We start from the raw sequence: 24,438 nt of genomic DNA, 5'->3' as shown, positions 1-24,438 counted from the left end.
GGACCTGCGGTGGCGTGAAGGGCTCGCCGGCGGCGATGTTGAAGACGGTGGCCCCGAGGAACGTCAGTACGAAGGTGACGAGCAGCAGGAGCACGGCCGCCGCCATCCGCAGATGAGGCTTCGCCTCCTCCTGCCGGCCCTGCCGCTCCAGGGTGCGGCCGAGCATCAGCCGCGCATAGTGCTCCACCGGGTCGCGCTCCAGCACCGCCCGCAGCTCCGTCTCGGCCTTGCCGAGCCGCGCCGAGTGGTAATAGGCGCGGGCCAGCAGCAGCCGCGGCGCGACCTGCTCCGGCGCTTCCTCGACCAGTCCGCCCAGGATCCGGGCCGCGGTCAGGTACTCCTTGGCCTCGAAGAACATCCGGGCGCGGTCCCAGCGGTCGGCTGCCGTACCGAACTCGTAGTAGGTGTCGTTCACTTGCCCTCCTCGGTCGCGACCTTGAGCGATCCGTCGGGCCATGCATCCAGTCGTTCGCGCGGCCCGCTTTCAGCTTGCACAACACCACATCATGGTTGAACATTCCACCAAACTTTTGGCGTGGGTACCGGCCGCCCGCGCCTGCACAGGAATAGGTTGAGCGCCATGAGCAATCTCGATCGCCAGGCCGCACTCTCCGTCTGCGGCGGCCGGGGCTTTGTCGTCGCCGACCCGGTGCGTGAACTCCTTGCCCCGCGTCACGTCCAGCTCGGCGAGTCCACCGAGGTGCGCAGGCTGCTGCCCAACCTCGGCCGCCGGATGGTCGGAGCCTGGGCCTTCGTCGATCACTACGGCCCCGACGACATCGCCGACGAACCCGGGATGCAGGTACCGCCCCATCCCCACATGGGCCTGCAGACGGTCAGCTGGCTCCACGACGGCGAGGTGCTTCACCGCGACAGCCTGGGGAGCCTGCAGACGATCCGCCCGCGCGAGCTGGGACTGATGACTTCCGGCAGGGCCATCAGCCACTCTGAGGAGAGCCCGAAGCCGCACGCTCGTTTTCTGCACGGTGCTCAGCTCTGGGTTGCGCTGCCCGACGCTCACCGCCAGGTCGAGCCGCACTTCCAGCATCACACCGACCTGCCGACCGTCACCGCCCCCGGCCTCACCGCCACGGTGATCCTCGGCGAGCTGGACGGCGCCATCTCGCCCGGCACCGCCTACACCCCGATCGTCGGCGCCGACATCGCCCTGACCCGTGGCGCCGAGGCGCGCCTGCCGCTCGATCCGGACTTCGAGTACGCCGTGCTGTCCATGTCCGGCGAGGCGGAGGTCGACGGCGTGCCCCTGCTGCCCGGATCGATGCTCTACCTCGGCTGCGGCCGCACCGAACTCCCGCTGCGCGCCGACTCCGACACGGGGCTGATGCTCCTTGGGGGCGAGCCCTTCGAGGAGGAGATCGTCATGTGGTGGAATTTCGTCGGCCGTACGAGCGAGGAGATCGCCCAGGCTCGCGAGGACTGGATGAGCAGTTCCCGCTTCGGCGAGGTGAAGGGCTACCAGGGAGGTCCGCTGTCCGCCCCCGAACTCCCTCCTGTGCCCCTCAAGCCCCGGGGGCGTGTGCGCTGACCCGCGGGGACAGTCCTGCCGCCCTCGCTGATCCGGATCCCGCGCAAGTGGCTGCGCCGGATCTGTGGCCAGGACCGCCTTTGTCCTCGCCCGCAGCCCGCTCCACGGCATGGTTCGGCCGTCACGGCGCTGACGGGCGAACTGCGGAAGTGGCCGCCGAGGTCAGGGGCGTGCGTCGAGACCGCGTGTGAGCATCGGGCGTTCCAGGGCGAAGCGCGTGTACGCATCGGCGGCCAGCAGGATGCGCTCTGCGGTTCACGGGTCTGTCGTACGTGTCACCTCTCGGTCTGCTGCCAGAAGGAGGTGAGCGCCGTGACGGGGTCGGGGTCGGCCGGCGCTGCTGGCCACCAGTCGCCGTCGTCATGCTGGAGGTAGGGGTACCAGCGGGTGTCGGGGCCCAGGCGCAGCTGGATGCGGTGGTCGGTGAGGGTGAGGCGGTTGCGCCAGGCCCTGAGGGCGACCGGGGTGGTGGTCATTTCGGTGAGGGCCTCGGTCAGGGCGGTGCGGGCGGCTGTCATCGCCGTCGGGTCGGGGGCGTGGGGGCGTTCGGCGACGGTGATACCGGTTGGGCCGCCATACCGCCAGGCGTGGGTGAGGCGGGTGAATGCGGTCGGCTTGGCATCGGTGTTCTGGATGAGGCGGTGGAACCACTCGGGGCCGCAGTTGCTCGCGGCGATCCGTGCCGCGTCCTCATGTTGGGACACATGCAGGCTGGTGGTGTCGCCCGTGAGCAGTCGTGCGGCGCGTGCGGCGGCGTCCGCCATGAGGCGTTCCAGGTCCGTGGTCGACAGACCGGTGCTGAGTGGCGGGGCGGCGGGTAGTGCGGCGGTGTGGGGGGCCGGCTCCGGGAGTTCGGGAACGGGCGGAGTGTGTTCGGCCAGGGTGGCCCAAGCTGCGTAGGCGCCGGCGGCCGGGAGGCCGGATGGGGCCGGTGGGGTGGAGGTCGCCTGGGCGGCCGTACGGCGTGTGCGCAGCTGGGCGAGGACCTCTTCCCGTCCGCGGCCGCGCAGGGCGAACACTACGAAGGGGTCGGCGTCGATGGTGGAGGCGATGGTGTAGCAGAGCGCGGCGGCGTGTTTGCAGGGGTAGCCCCAGTCGGGGCAGGAGCATTCGGGGTCGAGTTCGGTGGGCTGCGGGAGCAGGGGGACATCGGCGTGTCGGGCATCGTCCACAAGTTCGGCGGGCATCTCGCCGTCGAGGAGGGCGGCGAGATGCCCGGCTCGGGCCGCGATGGTGTCGAGGAGGGTGTCCCACTGGATGTCGGTGAGGACGGGCAGGTGGACGGCGGAGCGGTAGGGGCGGGGGCGACTGCCCTGGACGGCGGCCTTGACTTGGCCGGGGGCGATGATGACGGGGCCGACCATGCCCTGGCGGGCGTAGGTGCGTCCGCGGGACAGGCGCCCCGAGTCCAGGGTGGAGTCCTCCAGGGCCGTCACCCATGCCTGGCCCCACCAGGTCGCGGCGAAGGCACGCCTGCCGCGGGTGGGGGCGCGGCGCGGGCCGGGGATCGGGGGGCTCATGACTGCCTTCCCAGAGCGACGAGTTCGGCGAGATCGGCGTCGGACAGTTCGGTCAGAGCGGCCTCACCGGAGCCGACCACGGCGTCGGCCAGCGCGCGCTTGGATTCGAGAAGCCTCGCCACCTTGTCCTCCACGGTCCCCTCCGCGAGGAGTTTGTGGACCTGTACGGGCTTGTCCTGGCCGATGCGATAGGCGCGGTCGGTGGCTTGGTCCTCGACCGCCGGGTTCCACCAGCGGTCGTAGTGCACGACGTGGGTGGCGCGGGTGAGGTTGAGGCCGGTGCCCGCGGCCTTCAGGGAGAGCAGGAACACCGGCACCTCGCCGCGCTGGAAGCGATCCACCATCTCCTCGCGCGCGGTGACGGGGGTGCCGCCGTGCAGGAAGAGGGTGGGGACGCCTCGTTCCGCGAGGTGCTTCTCCAGCAGGGTCGCCATCTGTTTGTACTGTGTGAAGACCAGCACCGACTCGCCTTCGGCGGTGATGGTGTCGATCAGTTCGTCGAGCAGGTCGAGCTTGCCGGATCGGCCGTGCAACGGTGTGGACTGGCGCAGGTACTGGGCGGGGTGGTTGCAGATCTGCTTCAGCGCGGTGAGGAGCTTCAGGATCAGGCCGCGGCGGGCGATGCCCTCGGCTTCGGCGATCTTCGCCATGGTTTCGCGGACCACCGCCTCGTACAGACTTGCCTGCTCGGCGGTCAGTGGTACGACACGGTCGGTTTCGGTCTTGGCGGGCAGTTCGGGCGCGATGCCCGGGTCGGACTTCCTGCGGCGCAGCAGGAACGGGCGGACGAGACGGGACAGCCGTTCGGCGGCCCGCGGGTCCTCGCCCGACTCGATCGCTCGGGCGTGCCGGTCGCGGAAAACCGTGAGCGGGCCGAGGAGTCCGGGGGTGGTCCAGTCGAGGAGCGCCCACAGTTCGGAGAGGTTGTTCTCCACGGGGGTGCCGGTGAGGGCGACGCGGGCGCGGGCGGGCAGGGCGCGCAGCTCGCGGGCGGTGACGGCGTAGGGGTTCTTGACGTGCTGGGCCTCGTCGGCGGCGATCAGCGACCAGGCGTTGTCGGTGAGGGTCTCCCGGTCGCGGCGCAGGACGCCGTAGGTGACCAGGACGATCTCGTCGTCGGCGAGGTCCTTCAGGTGGCGGTCGCCACCGTGGTAGCGGCGCACGGGGATGGATGGTGCGAACCTGGTCGCCTCGCGCTGCCAGTTGCCGAGCAGGGAGGCGGGGCAGACGACGAGCGTGGGGCCGGCGGTGGCGGGGTCGGTCTGGCGGTGCAGATGCAGGGCGAGCAGGGTGATGGTCTTGCCCAGGCCCATGTCGTCGGCGAGACAGCCGCCGAGGCCGAGCTCGCACATCTCGGCCAGCCAGGCGAGGCCCCGCTTCTGGTAGTCGCGCAAGGTGGCTTTGAGCGCGGCGGGCTGGGCGGTGGGGGTGCGGGATTCGGGGTCGCGGATACGGGCGACGAGGTCGGCGAGCGGTCCGACCGGTGCGCAGCGAAGAGTCTCCCCGTCCCGCTCCACCTCGCCGGTCAGCGCGGCGCCCAGTGCCTCCATGGGAGTGAGCGGTTCCATCCTGCGGCGCCTGGCGCGGGCCACCAGCTTCGGGTCGGCGACCACCCACTGGTCGCGCAGCCGGACGAGGGGGCGGCGAGCCTCGGCGAGGGCGTCCATCTCGGTGTCGGTGAGCGGGTCGCCGCCGAGCGAGAGCTGCCAGCGGAAGTCGAGGAGGGTGTCGGCGTCGAGCGTGCCGGCCGCGCTGGAGCCAGGCGCGGTGCGATGCCCGATCTCCGCGGTCGCGGTGAGTGCCTTGACCAGCTCGCGTGGCCAGTGCACGTCGATACCGGCGGCGCGCAGTGTGTCGGTGGCGTCGCCCAGCAGGTCGAGGGCCTCGTCGTCGGTCAGCCGCAGCTGGTCCGGAGCCGCGTCCTTCAGCAGCCGGTCGAGCGGTGACCAGACGCGGGCGCCGCGGCGCAGCGCGAGCAGCGTCTCGGTCTCGGCGCGCGGGCCGAGCAGCCGCTCCACTTCGGCCGGTTCGGTCCACAGCCGTGCGGCCTCCACGACGAGGGCCGGATCCGCCGCGGTGTGCAACTGCAGGACGGCCCGGAACTGCCGACGTCGCCCCTCGGGTACGTCGACCCGCAGCGAGACCCTGACGTCGGCGGTGAACGCGGCGGCGGTCTCCTCGGCCCACTCACGCAGGGCGGGCACGGCACGCGTCTCGCGCCAGGCGTACGGCAGGGCTCCCACGGCGAGCGCAGCGGCGGGGGTGCGGACCAGTTCGTCGGCGACCGCGTCGCAGAACTGGCGTACCAGCGCGGCTGGTTCGGCGATCCGCAGTGGTGTGGGCCCGGGCTCGGGCAGGCAGTGGGCGTGGGGCGGGAAGGCGGCGGCGAGGGCGTCCAGAGTCTGCCGCTGGGCGGCGGTGAAGGGGCCCGCCTGCCAGGTGTCGTAGCCGGCGGGGGTGAGGGCCGGGTGGAGGCGGCCGTCGGCGAGCAGCCGGAGCGCGAAGCGGCAGGCGGCCTGCCAGGCGGTGGCGGAGGGATGCGGCGGCTGTGCCCCGGACAGCGCGGCAACGGCGAGGGCGACGGGCAGCGCGTAACCCTCCACCCTGCGCCGCCTGACTGAGCGGCCGTGCGGCAGCACGAGCTCCGCGGCCTCGGTCTCGACGCCCGTGGGTGCGATGCCCTCGGCGGCGGCTGCTCCGGCGGGCTGCCAGAGCAGCAACCGGCCGAGGCGGGCAGGCTCGCCGGGCAGGAACACCGCCGCCCAGCCGCCGTCGAGCAGACCCCGCACCCAGGCAGCCGACTCCGGTGCGGCCAGTGGTGGCACGCTCCTCGTGCCCGTGTCCTGCTCCCGTACGAGGGCTCGTGTCACTCTCTTTCGCCTCACCGTCGTCCAGGCGGCCTTCGCCGCGCCTTCGTCCACCAGCAGGTTCCGACCCTGCTGTCACCAGCGGGAGTGGGCCTTGTTCGCCGCGGTACGCATGCGTTTGGCCAGCCGCTTGTCGACGGCGCGCAGGCCCTCACCCAGTTCGGCGAGCACGTGGGCGGTGGCTGGGTGCTCCACTCGCCACAGGTCGTCCACCCGCTGTTCGAGCGCCTCCGGTACCGTGTTCCAGTTCTCCAGGAAGCCCCGGGTCAGCTCCTCGCTCTTCTGAGCACCGGCGAGGACCGACAGGCCGTCGATGAGCAGCCACAATCCGGCCTCCTCCGCCCGCGCCGGGTCCATGTGTGCTTCTGCCTCAAGGCGTGCGCCCAGGGTCGTGGTGGCTACCTGGCGGCACCCCTCGACGTCGGAGTCCGCTGCCTTGCGCAGCACGCGCAGTGCCCGCGGGTCGTCGAGGTCGGCCAGCACCAGTTGGGCGACGGCGCGTTTCGCCGCTGCCTCGGAGCCGTCTCCAGCGCATGCGTCGAGCAGCCCAACTGCGGCATCCGCTGCCGAGCGGTGCTCCAGCCACCCTTCGACCTCCCGGCGCATCTCCTCGGGGGAGTAGCCCAGGAGCCCCTGGAGCAGAGCGCCGGCGTCCGCTTCGGCGTACTCACCGAGCAGGGGCGCGGGCACACCGCACTGCATCAGGTAGGCGCGGAGCCCGTAGCGGCCGAGTGGAGTGAGCCGCATGCGGTGTCGGCACTTGCCGTCCCACGACCGGTCCGACGCCGCCGTCGAGCTTCCCGAACCGCCGCCCAGCTCCTGTCCGACCATGGCGAGGAGCGTGCGCAGAGTCTCCTCGGCCGAATCGTCGCTGTCACCGGGCTCGTACTCCACCGCGCCCAGCAGGGCGAGCCCTTTCCCGAGCTCCCGGAAGGACGCCGCGAACAGCGCCTGGAAGAGATCGAACTCCGGCCCGTTCTCGCCCACCTCACGGGCCTTCGCACGCAGGTCCTCGACATCCACCCAGGCGTCGTCCGGGGCGTCGTACAGCAGGCCGACCAGTCCGTCGGCGATCTCGGCCGTCAGCTCGCCCAGCTCACCGTGCCACCCGTCCAGCACCCCCGTCTCACCGATCTCCTCCAGCAGATCGCCCAGCGTGGCGGCCCAGAACTCCAGAAGGTCCGCGTCGGCGAAGCCGGTTGTCGCGCAGCCCCACGCGCGGCCCCCGCTGATCGTGATCATCCCGCCATCCACGGCGAGCCACCACGAATCATTGAGAACGGCCACGTCCTTGGCGCTGCGCAGGGATTTCAACGCACGAGCCCGCGCGACGGCATCGGCATACGGCGAGTCGTCGCCGGCCAGCTTCCACAGCTGGAGCTCCTCGACGGCCTCACGGGCGAGCGCGGGCCGCAGCACCCGGCCGGCGGTGACCTGCCGTCCCTCGCGGCACCAGGCGGTGAGTCGCAGCGCCGCGTCGAAGAGCGGAACACCCCGCACGGCAGCGACAAGGTCCTCCTGCGGAGCCAGGGTCACCGGGCGCAGCACAGGCACATCCTCGGCCGGTCCGCCGACTTCGGCATCGATCGGATCGCCCACCCCGCACTGCCCGCAGGTACACAACGCCACGTTCTCGGCGGTCAGCCGTCGGACACCGCCGCGCCCCGCCCGATCACCGGCGGGCGGCTTCGCTTTTCCGGACACCGTGTCCGGCGTCAACCGGGTCAGCCTCGCGGTGATCCCGTCCCGGTCGAAGGCCGCCGGATCGTAACCGGCCGCCCGCAGCTCGGCGACAAACTCACCGTACGGGCCATCCCCGGCCCCGTCGGGGGCGTCGAGACACTCCAGCACCTCGGCCAGCCCCCACACGCCGCCGATGTCCTCGGCCGGTACATCGGCGCGACGCCCGCCGACGCAGCGCACTGTCCGCTCCGCCCCGACCGGGCGCGGCAGTGTCTTCTCCAGCGTGATGCCGTGTTCCCAGTCATCGCCGAAGTCGTAGACGTAGCGCAGCCGTGTTCCCTCCTCGGCCAGCACGTCGCCGAGCGCGGTGGCGTCCTCGTCGCCGACCCCGCGACCGAAGCCGAGATCGATGTCGGTGAGTCGGGCCGCATCGCCGTACCCCCGGCCGAACTCGTCGGTGAAGAGGTGCAGATGGCCACCGTGCCATCCGAAGGCGACCTGGATGGCATCGTGCAGCGTCCCGAGCGAGGTATCGGACGGCAGCACCAGGCGCCGCCACAGGGGCGGTCTCGTGCCGTGCAGCACAATCTTCAGCTGGAGATCGGACGGGGCCGTCTTCCCGTCTTGCCGCATCTGTTGCTCCACCGTACCGGGGCTACTTGAACGGCCCCATCATGGCGTTGTCGGTGTGCCAGCTCAAACCCGGTTGTGGCGGCCACCGTCCTTTGCCGGGAGGCGAGCTGCGGAGAGGCGTCTTCCCACACGGTGCGACCGACCAGGGTGCGCAGCACCGGCCACATCTGGAGGAGCAGATCCTGGTCGAGGTAGCGGGGCAGGTCGTCGCGCAGGCCCTCGTGCGGGACGGCACGATACAGGCCCATGCGCTGGCGAGGCTTGCTCATCTCGTACGCGGTCATCCCCGACCAGGCGATGTGCAGCGGCAGCTCCACGACCCCCTGGGCCGGGCCGTGCAACTCGTCCAGCGACTCCGGCAGACGCCGCAGAGACTTCTCCTGTAAAGCCGACGTGCTCCGAGAATGACGGCCCCGCCATCGGATCGGTGGCGGGGCCGTCAGCTGCCAGTGCGGGCCGGGCCCCGGCCCGCACGAGCGTGAGATCAGGTGCAGGTCGGGTCGGGTTTGAGAGAGAAGTCGGCCGCCGTCGCCTCGCGCGGCTCAACCTCGGCCGATGCGGTCTGCGACGCCCAGCCGTCCTTGGACGCGGTCACCGTGAGCGGGTTGCTTCTGACGTCGAGCCAGAGCGAGTAATGACCGTTCTGGTCGGTCTTCAGCGTGTAGTTCGCCGTCTTCTTCGAGGTGATCTGCACGGTTGCTCCGGCCAGCGGCGTCGGCGTTCCGGTGCAGTCGGTTCCGGTGACCGTCCCGGTGATCTTCCCCCAGGTCTTGGGCGGGTTCACCACGAACGTCACCGGCACCGGCGCGATCCCGTACGGGGTCTTCGCGCTGATCAGGAGCTGCGCGGTGAACGTACCGGGTTGGGTGATCTCGGCGAGGTTCGCGTCGAAGCTCACGGTGACGTCAACGCTCTCGCCCGGCTGAAGCGTCACGTCGGTCTTGTCCTCCGACAGCCAGGGGACATCGGTGGTGTCAGCGCACTGGTCGAAGCCGGGCAGCAGCTCCGAGGTCGTAAAGGCGACAAAGCTTCCGGTGCTACCTCCGATCTTATAGAAGCCGCAGGCGGAGCCACCACGGTAGAAAGTGCGGCTGGAGTTGGGCAGTGCGGTCCAGGTGTTGGAACCCGGGTCGTAGGCGGAGCCCTTGTTGGTGAGCGTCCTGGAGCCGTTGGTCACGCCGCCGGACACGAGGAGCTTCCCGTTTGCCGCTGAGTAGCCCATCCCCCACACGTCGGTCGGCAGGTCGGCGATGGGAGTCCAGCTGTCGGCCGCCCGGTCGTAGCTGTAGGCGTGCTCGGTGGTGGTACTTCCCGACAACCCGCCCGCGCAGTACAGCTTGTTCGCGATGGCGCCGCAGCCGAGCCAGGAGATCGACTCCGGGTAGGCCTTGCTCGAACTCCAGGAGTTCGTGGCCGGGTCGTACACCTGCACGTCCGTCGTGCCACAGGCGGACGCGCAGCCGCCGACGATGTAGATCTTGCTGCCCAGCACGGTCACGGCGGCGCCGGCATACGGCTTCGGGTTGTCGGCGCCGGTGGACCAGGCGCCGGTCAGCGGGTCGTAAATCTCGGTCTTGGCCACCGGATTCCCGTTCGCGCCCCAGCCGCCGAAGACGTAGAGCTTGCCGCCGTAGGAGGCCGCCTGCGGCGCTTCCCTGGCGACGCTCAGGTTCGGCAGGGCACTCCACCCCTGGGCGCCTGGATGGTAGACGTATGCCTTGCTGAGGATATGCGTGCCGTCGGCTCCGGCGACTGAGTAGACCTTGCCGTCGATGGTCGCCACGGCGTTGTCCATGATCGGGACGGGGTAGTCGGGCACCGTCGTCCACGGTGCCTCGTGCGGCGTCGCCGAGGGCTTGGCGGTCGCCTTCCGCGTGGTCTTGCCGGGCCGAACCCGCAGGGGGCTGTAGTTTCCCTTCACCTCCTGCAGCGGAGCGCCCTGCTGTGCCGCGGCGGGCTGGTAGACGCCCGGCAGCTCATCGATTTTGGCGGTCACCGGGGCTGTTCCGGTGTTCTTCAAGGTCAGGGTGGAGCTGCCCTGGCCCTTCCAGGGGACCGTCTTGCTGAGCTTGGCCGGGCTGACCGCGATCCGGGGTGCGGGCAGGGCGAACGTGCCGTCAGTTGCGTGGTTCGGGGCCGCGTTGACGGTGATGTCCTGTGCGACGTAGTAGTTCCCCACCGTGGCCGAGAACGTGTGCTCCCCGGTGAGCGAGGAGAACATCCAGTAGAAGCCGTCGCCCAGCTTCGGGTCGTTCGGCGTCGCCGCCGAGGTCGTCTTCTCCGCGGGCTTGTCAGCCGAGGTCACCAAGGCGCCGTTGAGCCCGGCCCCGGTGTTCTTGTCCGTCACCTGGCCGACGACCAGGGAGCCGTCCACCGGGTCGCACGTGCGGTCGCCGATGAAGACGTCGTCGACCTGCCACCACCACCCCCACTTGGCGGTGAGGTGGAACCGTACCTGGACGTTGGCCTTGCCGGCGGCCTGGGACAGGTCCACGACCTCGGTCCGCGGCCCCCGGGCGCTGTCCTTGGTGTGGTGCCAGGCGTTGGTCCACGTCTGGCCGCCGTCGACGCTGAAGTCGACGTCCCCGGTCTGGCCGAACGCGAAGCCGTTGTAGTCGGTGTGGAAGATCAGGGACGGGTGCGTTCGCTGGCTGAAGTCCATAACTGGGCTGATCAGCGACGTGTCCTGGGTCTTTCCGTAACCGTAGTAGCTGCTGTCGACGGTGGCGAAGCCGCGGGACCCACCGGTCCTGTTGCCGCGCCTGCCGAGGTCGCTGAACACCCAGGTCTGGCCGTTGCCCACATTGTCGTCGACGGTCCAGCCGGACGGCGCGGTGTCGCCGTCGAACGGCTCGGTGGGGCCGGCGTAGCGGTAGCCGTATCCGGCCGCGCTGCAGGTCGCCGCGTCGACCGATGCATTGACGTCATGCGTCACATCCGCCGAACCCACCTGAACATCCTGAGAATCCTGCTTGTAGCCCGGATACAACGGGTCGACCTGCAGGGTGTACCTGTTCCCGGCGGGCAGGCTCAGGGTGTACTTCCCCGTCTTGGGGTCGGTGTAGGCGACCGCCGTCGGCTCGTCCTTGACCCGCACGGTCGCGTACAGCGGCCAACCCTGACCGGAATCGTCATGGACCGTGCCGATGACATTGACACGCGGCTTCGCGGTCAGCGCGAAGTCTTCGGTCACCGTCTGCCCGTCAGCGATCGAGACACCCGGCACGGTCTTGCCGGCGTACCCGAACTTGCTCGCGCTGACGTCATACGTTCCCGGTGGCACGGTCAGGGCGAAGCGCCCCTGCCCGTCCGTCATCGCCGTGACGTCACCCACGGTGACCTTGGCCGCCGCCAGCGGAGCCGTGCCGTCGGTGACGGTGCCCGTGACAGTGCCTTGCGGCCCGGAACGGAACGCGGCGAGCCCGTTCGGAGTGCCGAGGCCGGTCGGCCCGTCATAGCCCGGCCCCGCAGCGCACAGGTAGCCGGCAGGCCAGCAGCTGCCGTTGCTTCCGGACGTCACATCGTTGAGCGCGGACGGCTGGGCATACGGGTAGGAGTTCGGGGCCGAACCCGTCGCCGGTGTCCCGGCCAGCGCGTAGGCCGAGGCGATGATCGGGGCGGACGCGCTGGTGCCGCCGAAGACCTGCCAGCCGCCGTGGTAGACCGCGACACCGGTGTTCGGGTCTGCCACCGCGGACACATCGGCGACCGCACGGCGCGCGCAGCCGGTGTCCTTCTGGAACGACGGCTTGGTCGCATACTCCGAGCAGCCACTGCCCGCACCCCTCCACGCCGCCTCGGTCCAACCGCGGCTGGTGGAGGCGTTCTTGACCAGCGAGGTGCCACCGACCGCCGTCACATGCGGCGACGAGGACGGATACGAGACGCCGTAACCGAAGTCACCGGTGCTGACGGTGATGGCGACGCCGGGATGGTTGAAGTAGGCATCGTCGGCCTGGGTTTGATCGGAACCCTCGCGGCCGCCGTAGCTGTTGGAGACGAACTTGGCGCCCTGGGCCACCGCTTGGTTCACGGCCGTACCGAGGTTGTCCACGTTGCTGTCGTCGGCCTCGACCAGCAGGATCTTGCAGGTCGGACATATCGCGCTGACCATGTCGACGTCGAGTGCGATCTCCGCGGCCCACCCGGAGTCCGGTGGCGGAAAGTTCGTGCCGCCGCGCTGGTCGATCTTCTTGAAGCAGCCGTTGGCCGTGGTGCACGGCGGCAGCCCGTACTGCTGACGGTAGACGGCCAGGTCCGCCTCGGCGCTCGGGTTGTCGAACGCATCCACGATCGCGACCGTCTCAGTGGATCCGCCAGAGGGCAGGTTGTACGCGCTCTGCAGGTCGGCCGGGCCGAAACCGGCGGGAGCGGCCTCAGCCTGGAGACCCTTCGTCGCGACGATATCGGTGCGGACCATGGCGAGACAGGACATCTCGCCGGCTTTTGACGGTGTGGCACACACCTGATTGGTGGGGTGCTGGCCAGGCGAGGTGGCGTCGGCGGCTTTTGTGGTCGGGACAGGGTTCTTGGCGGAGGCGGCGGCGGAGGTCGCGGCCGGCACAGTGATCACCGTGAGTGCGGCGACGGCGAGCGCCACGATCAGCGTGCAGACACGTCCGACCATTGTGGCCAACGCGAACGGACGCGACATGCGGCGGAATGGTCGCACGGAGGGGGGATGAGACACGTACAGCTCTCCTCTGGGTACATGCAAACCAAAATCGTGAATTCCTAAGCAGGCGGATCTCGGTCAGTCGTACTTGTGCAGCTGCGACTTGTTTCCGCTTCCCGGCGTGCTTTGGTACCGACTGGTGTCCGTGATCAGGGGGAGCTTGAGGCCTTGCTCGGGCTCTTTCGGTCGGATGGTGTTTGCTGCGATCACGTCGGGCAGCGCACCGGGACTCTTCCACTGCGCCGCGATGGCGACTAGGGGCTGCGGATGGCGGAATTCGACATGGCGGTCATCCGCCAAGCACGAGGGCTAAGTTCGGCGCCACACTCTGGGGGTCGCGCCCTGGGCGTGGACATTGGTGCGCAGCAGGCGGCCACGGAGGAGTTGATCCCCCGCCATATGAGCATTCGCGAAAGGGCGGTGCTTTCTGCCGAAGCGTGACGATGTCCATATGGAAAAGACACGGCAGCTGTATTTCTTGATCGTTGATGCGTGCGTGCTGGTCAGGATGTTGCGAGGGTGCCCGTGGGTAAGGGAACGGCCACCGTGATCATGAACGTTTGTGACGACGATCAAGGAACAGGTGACCGTGGAGGCTGCGATAGCCCAGCAGGCGTGGACGGCGGCGCTCGGGGCGGCGATGGGCGAGATCGCGGACTGCTTTCCGCGCCGGGAACCGCTGCTGGTGGCACGGGAGATGACCCAGGCGATGCTGATGGAGCTGGACACCCGCAACTGCTGGACGCTCGCCGAGGCTTTTGACCACTATGGCCCGCACCGCCTGCAGCACTTCCTCTCACGCTCCGGCTTCGACCACGATGTGGCCCGTGACCGGCTCGCCGCCTGGACTGCGGGTGAACTGGCCGACGAGAACGTGGTGTTGATCGTGAATGAGGCCGGCGATGCGAGGCACACGTATCTGGTCGTCCGCCGCCACCGCTACACCGGCGAACTCTCCTTCTACCGCTGCTACTCCGCCCCGTCCGTCACACTGGCGACCCTGATCGACGTGATCACCCGCCGCTGGAAGATCGAAGATGAATTCCAGCTCGCAAAGGGCGCCTGCGGCGACTGGGATGGATGACCGATCGGTGACCGGGCCGGAGCCGGGACGGCGGGCGATCGCGCCGGAGGTGGCGGTGTTCCTCGGCGTCGGGGCGCTCAGAGCCAGCCGCGACGGCCGGCCTGGACGCCGAGCTGGAAGCGGGTCTGCGCGCCCAGGACTTCTTGGAGACGGGCGATGCGGCGCGCCACCGTCCGTTCGCTGACGCCGATTTCGCGGGCGATGGACTCGTCGGTGAGTCCGCCGCTGAGGTAGGTGAGGAGCTGCCGGGTGTCGTCGGTGGGGGCGTCGCCGACGTCGTCCACGGACTCGTCGCCGGCGGGCAGCGGAACGGCCATCTGCCAGTACGACTCGAACACGCCGATGAGGCCGTCGAGCAGGGGCGATTGCTCCACGGCGATGTAATGGCGCCGCTGGGGGGCGTGCGCGGGTGGGGAGACGAGGGCGAGGCGGTCGTCACAGACCTTCAGGTTCAGCGCGACATTGGGAAAGACGCGGGCGCGTTCACCGAGGTTGACGCAGGTCTGGATGATCTCCCGGCCTATCGGGTCACGCAATGACTGGGCGCCGTAGACCACTGAGTACACGACGCCGCGCGCGAGTGCCTCCAGACTGCCGGGCGCCACTTCCAGGGGCGCGGTGCGGCGGGAGGGGCCGATGGACAGGGCGCGGATCTGGTGCACCGCCTCGTCCTGGATGCGCCGCTGAAGCGCCTTACGGGCCTCCTCCGTCTTGACGATTTCGATGTATCCGGGGCCTTCGGGGTGGTGGTCGCGCCAGAACCGGGAGAGTTCGTCGGCGCTGTCGCGCAGAGCGCCGAGTTCCTTGGCGCGGATCTCCGAGAGGGCGTCGAGCGCGGCGCGCGGGGGGCGGGCGACAAGCCGCTCGCCGTCCGGTTCCACCAGGCCCAGGACTGTCAGTTCGCCGGCTGCCGCGCCGATGGCGTCCGGGGTCACCCGCAGGATGCTCGCCAGCTCGGCCGGCGTTGTCGGGCCGCGCTGGACGAGCGCGAGATAGGTGTCCTCAGCGGTCGCGGTGAGCCCGATGGACCGAAGTGGATGCATATCCCAATCATTGCACCGATCCACTCCATGTCGAGATCGTGTCCACGTGGTGACCACCGTCGGGTGGGGCGTTGCCCGGAGTGACGATTGATCAGGTGAGAGATGGTCACATCGAGCGTTCGCATAGGCGCAGGGAGTGTGTCAGGTTCCTGCCATGCCGGATTCGGACAGTGCAGACGGCTTTCTCTCGAAGTGGTTCTCCACACACTCTGGCCCACGGCATGGCCGACCGCCTCTCCCGCCCCACAAGGGAAACAGGCGCGTCGGCTCCGGCACACTCACGAGGAGTTCTTGTGAAGAAGACGCTCGCCTGGGCCGTCACCGCTGTCACCGCTGCCACCTGCGCCCTCGGCGCCACCCTGCCGGCAGCGGCAGCGGACGACATGACGGCCACCGCCGCCACGTCCCCTGGCTCCGGGATCGACACCTCGCTCGAGGCGCATCAGCAGGAACTCATCGACAAGATCATGGCCGCGCTGCCGGCCGATTGGCAGGAGCGCGCCGACGCCGCCGCCGCCGAGTTCGGCATGGGCGACACCCCGTGGGCGGAAATCCGCAACAACGCCATCAACCCGGGCGACTACCAGTGCCAGGACACGGCGCTGTCGACCTACGCGAGCGATCTGGTCAAGGACGTCAAATTTCGGCCCATACTCTCGGCCTTCAGTCAGCTCAGGGTGTGGGATATCCCCGCGTTCGACGCGATGCTGAACGATAGCGATCCGAAGTCCCAGACCTTCGGCGTCAATGGCGAATACACCAACGAGCTGACACACGAAGGGAGGGACCTCAAGAAGTTCTGGGACATCCCCTCCGAGGACATCCAGATCAAGGCGATGCACAGCGCCGAGGTCCTCAACTCCCCGGAACGAATGGCCCGCGTCCTTCAGACGTGGATACCGGTAGGCCCGATCGAGGGCAAACTCACCGTGGCCCGGTGGGTCATCGAGCTCATGCGCTCGGAGCCCGCCTTCCAGGACGGCGCCAACCCGATCTTCACCTTCAACGCGATCGCCTACACCGACAGGTACAGGCAGCGTCCGTACGGCGTCTCCGACCACATCGTCATGGGCGACGGCATCCTGCAGGGTATGGAGGCCGTGGGCCTGGGCGACACCGCCCCGCGCGGCATCCTCGCCCACGAGTTCAGCCACCATGTTCAGTTCGCGGACAACCTGTTCAACAGCACACTGCCCGCACCGGAGGCCACCCGCCGCACCGAGCTGATGGCGGACGCGTTCGGCACGTACTTCCTCACCCACTCGCGCGGCGAGGCCCTCAACACCAAGCGGGTGCTGGACTCCGAGGAGTCCTTCTATCAGGCAGGCGACTGCAACTTCCGCAGCGGCGGCCACCACGGCACGCCCAACCAGCGCCTCGCGGCCTCCTCGTGGGGCGCGAGCGTGGCCGATGACGCCGCCAACCAGGGCCATATCCTGCCCTCGCTGAAGCTCGACGAGCTGTTCGAGGCGAAGCTTCCGGACATCGTGAAGCCGGACGCGACGAACTGAGGACGTCACCCCGGGTGCACGGCCCGGTGCCGGTGCGCGGCCATGGGGCCGCGCACCGGCCGCTCCATGGCCGCGCACCCGGGCCGCCGGCGTGCGTGTCCACCACGACGAGACGCCCTACGCATGGTCGCCGATCCGGACGCGGCGTCGCGGAGCCGGATCAGCGCGCACACCCACATGAACCACTCTCGCTTCCTGCACGACCGCGGCGGGTCCTTCGCCGTTACTGCCAAGGAGCTGGATCCGGGCGGCGGCGAAGGGCGCCTGGTCGCCTCGTCCCCGGGCGGACCCTTCGGAGCGAAACTGGCGACCGTGCAGAAGGGCGACATCGTCGCGGGCGCGGCGATGCAGGTGCTGCTCGCCTCCGTCGGCAGCTTCACCTTCGCACCCACCGCTGAGGCGGGCCGGGCCGACGCCGTGGTGACTATTTCGCGTACCCGCTCGGCGCGTCGGGCCGGTAGGCGGCCTGGTTGACCGATGTCACCCGAGACGCGCTCAGCGAGCCGGCGTGACCAGCCCCATCTCATAGGCGGTGATCACGAGCTGAACCCGGTCCCGGGCGCCCAGTTTGGCGAACAGCCGTGACACGTGCGACTTGGCAGTGGCCACCGTGATGAAGAGATCCTCCGCGATCTCGGTGTTCGACCGGCCGCGTCCGACCAGGGTCAGCACTTCCCTTTCCCGCTCGGTGATGCCCTCGACCGGCCGTGGGGAGCGCTCCAGGGCGGCCCCGGGGCGCCCGACGAAGTCCGCGATCAGACGGCGCGTCACACCCGGCGCGATCAGTGCGTCGCCGGCCGCGACCACGCGGATCGCCGCAAGGATGTCGTCCAGTGCCATGTCCTTGACCACGAAACCGCTCGCGCCGGCCCGGAGCGCGCCGTAGACGTGGTCATCCTCGTCGAAGGTGGTCAGGATGAGGACGCGGGTCGTTGCCGGACCGGCCGTGATCAGGCGAGTGGCCTCGATCCCGTCCATGCCAGGCATCCGGATGTCCATCACCACGACGTCGGGGCTGACATCCCTGACCAGTTGGACGGCCTCGGCGCCGGTGGCGGCCTCACCGACGACCTCCAGGTCGGGGTGATCGGCCATGATCACGCGCAGTCCGGACCGCACCAAGGGCTGGTCGTCGGCGAGCACGACCCGGACGGTCATCGGGCCTCCACCGGAACTCCGACGGGATCGGGCAGCGGCAGCCGCGCTGCCACCCGGAAGCCGCCCTCGGGACGCGGCCCGGCGCTGAGGTGCCCATGCAGCAGGCCGACCCGCTCCCGCATGCCCACGATGCCGAAGCCATGGGCCGAGCCTCTATCGGTGACGCGGCGCCCGTCGTCGACGACCTCCACGGAAAGCTCCTCGTCCCCGTAGTCGATGGCCACCCGACAACGCCCGGTGCCCGCGTGGCGGACCACGTTGGTCAGCGCCTCCTGCACGATACGGTAGGCGGACAGGTCGACGTCGGCCGGCAAAGGACGCTGCTCCCCACTGCGGCGCACGTCGACACGTACCCCCGCGTCCGCGGTCGCCGCCGCCAGCCGTTCGATGTCCGCCAGACCCGGCGAGGGCGCAAGCGGCGCGTGCCGCGAGGCCGCCGCGCCGAGGTCGGCCTGACGGAGCGCCACCAGCGTGCGTCGAATGTCGGAGATGGAGAACACCGCCGACCAACTCGTCGTCATCGGCCGGGGCAGGCTCATCGCAGCCGAGTCGGTACGGGACTTCGCGGCCCGCAGCACCCGCTTCACCGTCGTGGTGCGCACACCGCAGGCCGCCGAGCTGGCAGCGGTGCTGACCGCCGCAGGCGCTTCGGTCGAGCCGGAAGGCTCGGCAGGCGCCGAGAAGCTCGCCGTGACCGGGCTTCCGGCGGACCGGATCGGAGCACTTGCCTTCGACCACCAGATCATGCTGCACGAGCTGTTCACCCGAACCGCCTCACTGGAGGATGCCTTCATGGAACTCACCGCCGACAGCGTCGAATATCTGGCAGGACAGCCCCGATGACCCCACTCGCCTCCGCCCCCATCACCACCTCGACTGCGCCCGTCGCCGAGCCGCCCGCCCGCTTCCGCGACCTGCTCGCCTCCGAGTGGATCAAGATGCGGTCCCTGCGCTCCACCCCGTGGACGATCGCACTCACCACCCTGTTCGTCATTGGGTCCGCCGCCGCAGCCGCGCTGGCGGACTACAACAACCTCGCGGGCCTCAGCCCGAGCACGCGGCAGCCCCCTGACTTCCTGCCCTTCGACGCCTATCCGACGGCCGGCTACTGGACGCTGATGCTCGTCGCCGGCAGCATCGGCGCCATCACCGTCGTGAGCGAGTACAGCAGCGGCCTGATCCGCACCACCACCGTGGCCGTCCCTGCCCGCGGTTCGGTGGTGCTGGCCAAGGCGGTCGTCGTCGCCGCGCTCTGGACCGCGGTCGGCACGGCCATCTCCACCGGTTCCTTCCTGGTCTCTCAGGCCATCCTGAACGGGCGGCACGCCGGGGTCCCGATCACCCACCCCGGGGTGCTCAGGGCGCTGCTGGCACCGGTCTGCGCACTGATCGGCCTGGGCCTCGGCGTCCTGATCCGGCACAGCGCCGCGACCATGGTCACCAGCGCCTTCACGCTGCTGATGCTGCCGACGCTCTTCTCACAGAGCAAGCACTGGTCCGCCGACATCAACCACGCGATGGTCATCAGCGCCTGGAGGCGCCTGGTCCAGAACTGGGGGCCGTCGCCCGACTCGCACATGTTCACCGCCACGGTCCCCGGATCCTGGATCGTGTACGCGCTCTGGCCGCTCGTCGCGGTCGTGCTCGCGGTGGTCGTCGTGCGACGCCGCGACGTGTGAACGTGCCTCCGGGGAGCGGATATCGCGCCCCGAGGCACATGCCAGGGCGAGGCTCCGGAAGCTTGTCGCAGCCTCGATGAGGGCGGTGATCCTGTCCGCCTGGATCACAAGGCGGGTACTGCTGCCGGGGATCACGACGCTGACCCGGCTGGTGGCCGAGACCCACGCCCAGAAAATGGCCGAGCTGCACCGGACGTCGGACGCCGCGGTGCCGGACGACCTGCGGCAGGCGATGCGTGAGCTGCTGAAGGTGCCGCCCGGGAGGCGGGTGTCGGAACTGGAGCGGCTACGGACCGCGCCGATGAGGGTGTCGGGGACGGCGATGCGCAAGGCCCTCAACCGGCCCAAGAGATCCGTGGCCTGGGCGCCGGCCAGGTGGACACCGGCGAGGTGTCGGCTGCCCGCATGGCCGCGCTGGCCCGGTACGGGATGGCCTCGAAGGCACCGACACTGAGGTATCTGCAAGAGACCAGGAAGACCGCGACGATGCTGGCCACCGTACGGCACCTGGAAACCGCCTTGGTGGACGACGCCCTGGACCTGCTGGACGTCTTGATGGGCTCTCGGCTGCTGGCCCGGGCTGAGCGCCGACTACGGGCCCTTGCAGGTCGCCTCTCGGCACACGGTTCGCCTGGACCGGATCCGCGCGCACTGGGGCGACATGCTGCGCGTAGCCGGCTCCCTGATCCTGGGTGAGGTCCGCGGGCACGATCTGATCCGCATGCTGTCCCGGGACGGGCGCCCGACCGGGCTGGGCGACGCCTTCGCCCACTACGGGCGGATCTTCAAGATCCTGCACCTGCTGCAGTTCATCTCCGACGACGGCTACCGCCGCATGATCGGCAAGCAGCTGAATATCACCGAGGCCCGCCACCGCTTGGCCCGGCGAATCTTCTTCGGCCGGCGCGGCGAGCTGCGGCAGAACTACCACGAGGGCATGGAAGACCAGCTCGGCGCGCTCGGCCTGGCCCTGAACGCCGTGGTGCTGTCGAGCAGCCTCTACCTCGACCGCGCGGCCAAGCAGCTCGCCGCCGACGGCTTCCCCGTCGCCGACGACCTGCTGGCCCGCTTGTCCCCCTGCAGTTCGACCACACCAACTTCCTCGGCCGCTACGCGTTCTTCCGGCCTCAGGAGGCCGGCCGCAGGCCGCTGCGTGAACCCTCGATCGGCGAGAAGGACGATGGCGAGGGGTAGGAGCGGCCGATCATACGAGGGAGAAATTGCGCGCGCGGCTGCTTTGAGGAAGGACTGCGCAGCCGCGCAGTCCGACGTTTCACGGGATCGTATCGGGCCGGGGGCGGTCGGAGCCGCCCACGCGGGGCGTGCGACGCCGAGCGGAGCGGCGGCCCCGACCCCGGCGGCCAGCGCGGCTGCGAGTACCGGCGCACGGGCCGGTGCACGGCACTACGGTGTCGCGAGCGCTTCCGTAGGGGAGAGGCGGGAGGCACGGACGGCCGGGTAGACGCCTGCCAGTCCGCCGATGGCGAAGGTGGCGGCGACGCCTCCGGCCACCGCCCACGGCGGAACGACGGTCGGCCAGCCCTGGTACAGCGCGTATCCGGCGGTGACGGCGGTTCCCAGCAGTGCCCCGCCGGCTCCGCCCAGGCCGGAGAGCAGCAGTGACTCGGCGAGGAACTGGGTGCGGATCTGGCCCCGGGTGGCGCCCAGCGAGCGGCGCAGGCCGATCTCGGCCCGGCGTTCCAGAACCGAGATGACCATGGTGTTGGCCACCCCGACACCGCCGACGAGCAGCGCCACCGCGCCCAGTCCCAGCAACAGGCCGGTGAACGCCTTGCCCGCCGCCTGCTTGGCGGCCAGCGCGTCGGAGGGACGGGAGACCTGCACCTCATTCGGTGCCTCCGGGTTGGCGGTGGCGCCCAGGACCGACTGGACCCCTGTGACGTGCGCATCCGCGGCGCGGGTGTAGATCGTGGTCGCGTGGCCGTCGAAGCCCAGCTCGGTCCTGGCCGCCTGCCAGCCGATCAGAGCCGCGACGTCCAGCTCGGGGGCGAGCGGAACCCGCTGCAGGATGCCGACGACGGTGAACCACCGGCCTCCCACCAGCACCCCGATGCCGGGTCCGGCATGGCTGATCCCGAGACGTTCCGCCGCGGTGGCGCCGAGGACCGTGGCCGGGTAGCGGCTCGTGGCGGCGTTGAGCCAGGTGCCGTCGGCCAGCTTGGCGCCGGTCGTGGAGCGCAGACCGGTGCGGGCCGCGTACGCCGCGATGCCACCCGTCTCGACCTTCGGGATCTTCTCCGTCCGGTAGACCTTGGCATCGGTCAGTCGTCCGATGGCCGACACCGATTCCACCGGGCCGATCCTGCCGACCATCGACTCGGCCGGCAGCGGCAGTTGGGCTTCCCCTCCCGTCAGGGTGTTGCCCGGTGAGACGGTGAGCAGATTGGTGCCCAGCGAGGCCAGCGTATGGTCGAGTTCGGCGCGGGAGGAGGATGAGATCCCGACCACGGCGACCATGGCCGCGATGCCGATGGCGATGCCCAGCGAGGAGAGGAACGCCCGTAGCGGGCGGGTGCGCAGGCCCACCGCGCCGACCTTGGCCACGTCGAGCGACCGCAGTCGGGCCGGCCGCAGTGCTTCCGTGGTCATCGGCCCGCCTCCGAGAGGGCGAACCCGGGCTGTGCGGTGTCGGCGATCACCTGGCCGTCGCGCATCCGCACCTGGCGGGACAGGGACGCGGCGATCTCCTGGTCGTGGGTGATGATGACCACCGTGGTGCCGCCCGCGTGCAGTTCGCGCAGCAGCTCCATCACCCCGGCCCCGGAGGCGGAGTCCAGGGCACCGGTCGGTTCGTCGGCGAGCAGCAGGGACGGGTCACCGGCGACGGCTCGGGCGACCGCGACCCGCTGGCGTTCGCCGCCGGACAGTTCGTGCGGCCGGTGCTCCAGGCGGTGCCCGAGGCCCACCCTGGCCAGTGCCGCCGCGGCGCGGCGGTTCCGCTCGTGGGTCCGCAGCCCTGAGTACAGCAGCCCGTCGGCCACGTTCTTGAGAGCCGAGGTGCCCGCGGCAAGGTGGAACTGCTGGAAGACGAAGCCGATATGGCGGGCGCGCAGTGCGGAGAGCTTGTTCTCCGACAGGGTGCCCACGTCGTATCCGCTGATCTGCACGCTGCCCGAGGTGGGACGGTCCAGGGTGCCCAGCATGTTGAGCATCGTGGACTTGCCGGAGCCGGACGGGCCGACGATGGCGACCAGCTCGCCGTCGGCGATCGTCAGCGTTACTCCGGCTAGGGCGGTGACGCCACCGCCGTAGACCTTGGTCACGTCCGTCAGGGTGATCACTCCGGCATCCCCACCTTCGTGCCCTCGGTGACACCGTCGCCGCTGACCTCGACTCGGCCGCCGGCGAAGAGGCCGGTGGTGACGGGGACGTAGGAGGTCGTCGAGCCCTTGACGACCTCCACGCCGAAACCGCCCTCCTCGAGCGCCAGCAGTGCGGCGACCGGAACGGTGAGGACGTTCTTGCGCCTGCCCGCGGTGAAGTCGACGTGCACCGCGGCCAGGGCGTACTTGTCCGCCGCCTTCTGTGCCTTCGCACCGTCGAGCGCGACGACCACTTCCACCTTGGTCTTCGCCTCGTCCTGCTCTCCGCTGCCCGCCTCGATGATCGTGGAGACCTGTGCGATACGGCCGTCGACCTTCGTGTCGTCCGGAAGCGTCGCGGTGACCTTTCTGCCTTGCTCGGCCAACCGCTGGTCGGTGGTGTCGAGTTCCACGGTGACGACCTTGGTGGTGCCGGTGTACGACAGCACCTTCTGGTTCGGGCCGGTCCGGTCGCCCTTCGCGGCCACGAGGGTGTCCACGCGGACGGGGCCGGACGTGAACACCACCTGCCCCGGCTCCACGGTCCCCGTTTCTTCCAGGCCCCGGTCCTTCTGCCACTCCTCGACCGCTGCGGCCGTGCTGTCGGTGTACTCGTCGTCAACGGCGAAGCCGGTGTAGCCGAGCGCTTTCAGGTTCTTCTCCAGTTGCTTCACGTCGGTCCCCTCGGTGCCCGTCCTGAGTACGCGATACGCGGGCACCGAGCCGTACATCAAGGTCACCGGGTGTTCGTCCACCTCGTACAGCGCCTGTCCGCGGGTGATCTTCCGGCCGGCGGCGGGCAGTTCGGTGAGGGTGCCGGACAGATTGCCGGTCGCAGTGATCGTGGATCCGTAGCCGAGCTCTGCGTCCTCGCTCCGGGAGTCGGTGAGTGTCTGCCGGGTCACCTCGGCGGTCCTGGGCGGCAGCGCGTCGTGCGGCTCGTCCGCGGACGAGCCGCCGCCCAGGCCGAGGCCCGCGGCCGCTGCCCCACCGGTGGCGACCACGAGGAGGGCGGTGGTGGCGGCGATCTTCCCGCCCCGTCGCTTCCGGCGGGGTGCCTCTTCCGTTCCGGGCGACGGCTGGTCCGCCGCAGTGGCGGCTGCGGGCTCGCTCATCCCTGCTCCTTCTTCTGCACGTTGCCGTTGCGCAGTCGCTTGATGATGTCCTGGCACGCCTTGTCGGCCTTCTTGAAGTCCGGGTCCCCGGTGATCGAGTTGTCGAGCCGCATGCCGCCGTCCCCGGGGTCGGGGAAGTTCTCCACGCCGTTCTTGCGCATGCACTGCGCGTACTTCCGCATCTGCTCCTGGGCCTTGGGGTCCTCGTTGGGGGAGCCGGGGCCTCCCTGGGGCATGTACTTGCGGCATGCCTGCATGGCCTTGTTCAGGTCGGTGCTGCCGTCCCCCATCACACGCATGGGCTTACCGGGCTGTGGGTCTTCCACGTCCACGCCGTTCTCCCGCATGCACCGGGCGAACTTCACGCCCGATTCCTGCTTTTCCTTGTCGGACTGGCTGCTGTCGCTTTTGCTGTCCTTCTTGTTGCCGCCTGCCGAGGCCACCTTGGCGCCGTCGTCATCGGAACCGCATCCGGTCAGCACCAGGGCCAGGGCGAGCGGCAGTGCCGCAAGCACGCCGCGGTTGAATGTGCGCACGTCGTCGTCTCCTCTTCGTCGCGGCCGGCTGCAGTGCCGGTCTGGAAGGGAATGGAAGACGGTGG

20 protein-coding genes and 2 pseudogenes are annotated in these 24,438 nt (G+C 69.9%); 8 read left to right on the top strand and 14 right to left on the bottom strand.

The annotated features are described in order from the left end of the window. Positions 1 to 94: 94 nt before the first annotated feature. Positions 95 to 415, bottom strand: a pseudogene (locus tag AB0915_RS16530) (tetratricopeptide repeat protein); the annotation flags it as partial. Positions 416 to 580: 165 nt separating this feature from the next. Between AB0915_RS16530 and AB0915_RS16525 the strand changes: the two are divergent. Further along, positions 581 to 1,546: a pirin family protein gene (locus tag AB0915_RS16525; protein WP_366691756.1), complete on the top strand. Its 966-nt coding sequence runs from the start codon at positions 581 to 583 to the stop codon at positions 1,544 to 1,546. A gap of 275 nt (positions 1,547 to 1,821) precedes the next feature. On the opposite strand, the gene AB0915_RS16520 is transcribed toward AB0915_RS16525, so the two are convergent. From AB0915_RS16520 to AB0915_RS16495, 6 genes are all read right to left on the bottom strand, one after another. Further along, complete coding sequence (locus AB0915_RS16520) at positions 1,822 to 3,066, bottom strand: SWIM zinc finger family protein (RefSeq protein ID WP_366691755.1); 1,245 nt, start codon at positions 3,064 to 3,066, stop codon at positions 1,822 to 1,824. After that, on the bottom strand, positions 3,063 to 5,855 hold the full coding sequence (locus AB0915_RS16515; RefSeq protein WP_366691761.1) for a DEAD/DEAH box helicase: 2,793 nt from the start codon (positions 5,853 to 5,855) through the stop codon (positions 3,063 to 3,065). The genes AB0915_RS16520 and AB0915_RS16515 overlap by 4 nt, the downstream gene beginning before the upstream one ends. Positions 5,856 to 6,008: 153 nt before the next feature. Continuing rightward, positions 6,009 to 8,249, bottom strand: coding sequence for a plasmid pRiA4b ORF-3 family protein (locus AB0915_RS16510; RefSeq protein ID WP_366691754.1), 2,241 nt, complete (start codon positions 8,247 to 8,249; stop codon positions 6,009 to 6,011). After that, positions 8,207 to 8,674: a hypothetical protein gene (locus AB0915_RS16505; RefSeq protein WP_366691760.1), complete on the bottom strand. Its 468-nt coding sequence runs from the start codon at positions 8,672 to 8,674 to the stop codon at positions 8,207 to 8,209. The genes AB0915_RS16510 and AB0915_RS16505 overlap by 43 nt, the downstream gene beginning before the upstream one ends. 59 nt (positions 8,675 to 8,733) lie before the next feature. Further along, entirely contained in the window at positions 8,734 to 12,903 is a 4,170-nt protein-coding gene (locus tag AB0915_RS16500) for a carboxypeptidase regulatory-like domain-containing protein (protein WP_366691753.1), read from the bottom strand. 99 nt (positions 12,904 to 13,002) lie between these two features. After that, positions 13,003 to 13,224, bottom strand: coding sequence for a hypothetical protein (locus AB0915_RS16495; RefSeq protein ID WP_366691752.1), 222 nt, complete (start codon positions 13,222 to 13,224; stop codon positions 13,003 to 13,005). Between the two features lie 262 nt (positions 13,225 to 13,486). On the opposite strand from AB0915_RS16495, the gene AB0915_RS16490 reads away from it, so the two are divergent. Then, entirely contained in the window at positions 13,487 to 14,008 is a 522-nt protein-coding gene (locus tag AB0915_RS16490; protein WP_366691751.1) for a transposase, read from the top strand. A gap of 77 nt (positions 14,009 to 14,085) precedes the next feature. On the opposite strand, the gene AB0915_RS16485 is transcribed toward AB0915_RS16490, so the two are convergent. Then, positions 14,086 to 15,051 carry a LuxR C-terminal-related transcriptional regulator gene (locus tag AB0915_RS16485; protein ID WP_366691750.1) on the bottom strand — a complete coding sequence of 322 codons (966 nt, stop codon included), beginning with the start codon at positions 15,049 to 15,051 and terminating at the stop codon, positions 14,086 to 14,088. Between the two features lie 293 nt (positions 15,052 to 15,344). Here AB0915_RS16485 and AB0915_RS16480 point away from each other — a divergent pair, with 293 nt between their 5' ends. After that, the gene (locus tag AB0915_RS16480) at positions 15,345 to 16,562 is read left to right on the top strand and encodes a hypothetical protein (RefSeq protein ID WP_366691749.1); all 1,218 of its coding nucleotides are present in this window, start codon (positions 15,345 to 15,347) and stop codon (positions 16,560 to 16,562) included. 123 nt (positions 16,563 to 16,685) lie between these two features. Next, positions 16,686 to 17,036, top strand: coding sequence for a hypothetical protein (locus tag AB0915_RS16475; RefSeq protein WP_366691748.1), 351 nt, complete (start codon positions 16,686 to 16,688; stop codon positions 17,034 to 17,036). 21 nt (positions 17,037 to 17,057) lie between these two features. On the opposite strand, the gene AB0915_RS16470 is transcribed toward AB0915_RS16475, so the two are convergent. Both AB0915_RS16470 and AB0915_RS16465 read right to left on the bottom strand, forming a co-directional pair. Continuing rightward, a complete protein-coding gene (locus AB0915_RS16470; protein ID WP_366691747.1) occupies positions 17,058 to 17,720 on the bottom strand; it encodes a response regulator transcription factor in 663 nt (220 codons plus the stop codon). Then, positions 17,717 to 18,241, bottom strand: a complete 525-nt coding sequence (locus tag AB0915_RS16465; RefSeq protein ID WP_366691746.1) for an ATP-binding protein — start codon at positions 18,239 to 18,241, stop codon at positions 17,717 to 17,719. The genes AB0915_RS16470 and AB0915_RS16465 overlap by 4 nt, the downstream gene beginning before the upstream one ends. Between AB0915_RS16465 and AB0915_RS16460 the strand changes: the two are divergent. From AB0915_RS16460 to AB0915_RS16445, 4 genes and pseudogenes are all read left to right on the top strand, one after another. Beyond that, a pseudogene (locus AB0915_RS16460) lies at positions 18,201 to 18,563 on the top strand (ABC transporter ATP-binding protein); the annotation flags it as partial. The gene AB0915_RS16465 and the pseudogene AB0915_RS16460 overlap by 41 nt on opposite strands. Next, complete coding sequence (locus tag AB0915_RS16455) at positions 18,560 to 19,399, top strand: ABC transporter permease (RefSeq protein ID WP_366691745.1); 840 nt, start codon at positions 18,560 to 18,562, stop codon at positions 19,397 to 19,399. The pseudogene AB0915_RS16460 and the gene AB0915_RS16455, both read left to right, overlap by 4 nt. A 76-nt stretch (positions 19,400 to 19,475) precedes the next feature. Beyond that, positions 19,476 to 19,853 carry a hypothetical protein gene (locus AB0915_RS16450; protein ID WP_366691744.1) on the top strand — a complete coding sequence of 126 codons (378 nt, stop codon included), beginning with the start codon at positions 19,476 to 19,478 and terminating at the stop codon, positions 19,851 to 19,853. Between the two features lie 126 nt (positions 19,854 to 19,979). Continuing rightward, a complete protein-coding gene (locus tag AB0915_RS16445; protein WP_366691759.1) occupies positions 19,980 to 20,861 on the top strand; it encodes a Tn3 family transposase in 882 nt (293 codons plus the stop codon). Here AB0915_RS16445 and AB0915_RS16440 read toward each other — a convergent pair. From AB0915_RS16440 to AB0915_RS16425, 4 genes are read right to left on the bottom strand one after another with little or no spacing between them, the layout of a single operon-like run. Continuing rightward, positions 20,804 to 22,009 carry an ABC transporter permease gene (locus AB0915_RS16440; protein WP_366691743.1) on the bottom strand — a complete coding sequence of 402 codons (1,206 nt, stop codon included), beginning with the start codon at positions 22,007 to 22,009 and terminating at the stop codon, positions 20,804 to 20,806. The two genes, AB0915_RS16445 and AB0915_RS16440, sit on opposite strands and share 58 nt — an antisense overlap. Next, positions 22,006 to 22,701 (bottom strand): ABC transporter ATP-binding protein, encoded by a 696-nt coding sequence (locus AB0915_RS16435; RefSeq protein ID WP_366691742.1) that lies wholly within the window; start codon positions 22,699 to 22,701, stop codon positions 22,006 to 22,008. The genes AB0915_RS16440 and AB0915_RS16435 overlap by 4 nt, the downstream gene beginning before the upstream one ends. Continuing rightward, positions 22,698 to 23,837 carry a peptidoglycan-binding protein gene (locus tag AB0915_RS16430; RefSeq protein ID WP_366691741.1) on the bottom strand — a complete coding sequence of 380 codons (1,140 nt, stop codon included), beginning with the start codon at positions 23,835 to 23,837 and terminating at the stop codon, positions 22,698 to 22,700. The genes AB0915_RS16435 and AB0915_RS16430 overlap by 4 nt, the downstream gene beginning before the upstream one ends. Next, complete coding sequence (locus AB0915_RS16425; protein ID WP_366691740.1) at positions 23,834 to 24,373, bottom strand: hypothetical protein; 540 nt, start codon at positions 24,371 to 24,373, stop codon at positions 23,834 to 23,836. Before AB0915_RS16425 ends, AB0915_RS16430 begins: the two co-directional genes overlap by 4 nt. Positions 24,374 to 24,438: the final 65 nt, after the last annotated feature.

It is taken from the genome of Streptomyces sp. NPDC048411, from assembly GCF_040704695.1.
GTDB lineage: Bacteria > Actinomycetota > Actinomycetes > Streptomycetales > Streptomycetaceae > Streptomyces.
The sequence above is the reverse complement of the archived record's forward strand: the minus strand, read 5'-3'. Positions and strand labels throughout refer to the sequence as shown.